Raw genomic sequence first — 240 nt, 5'->3', positions numbered from 1 at the left:
ACCTGAAGCTACAGCATCTAGAGATCTACCACTAGAAATTATCGGTGTTTTCGAACCCGTCTCAGTTGAATTAGATGAAGAACAAATGCACGATGGTGGTATGGTCAACTGGATGGACTTAGATTTGCAAGATACGATATATGTAGCTAATCAAGTCGTCTCAGACGAGCTAAGATACAACTTTGAACAATCGATGGAACTACATGCAGATGAGTTTGCCGAGGAAGGTGTTGATAGACC

General features: G+C 41.7%; 1 protein-coding gene. It reads left to right on the top strand.

Annotated elements, in window-relative coordinates; all coding sequences use genetic code 11:
- On the top strand, window positions 1-240 hold a 240-nt coding region (locus AOA61_RS31170), incomplete at both ends, for a hypothetical protein (RefSeq protein ID WP_218197344.1).

The organism is Pseudomonas sp. 2995-1, from assembly GCF_002742505.1.
Classification (GTDB): Bacteria; Pseudomonadota; Gammaproteobacteria; order Pseudomonadales; family Pseudomonadaceae; genus Aquipseudomonas; species Aquipseudomonas sivasensis.
The sequence above is the reverse complement of the archived record's forward strand: the minus strand, read 5'-3'. Positions and strand labels throughout refer to the sequence as shown.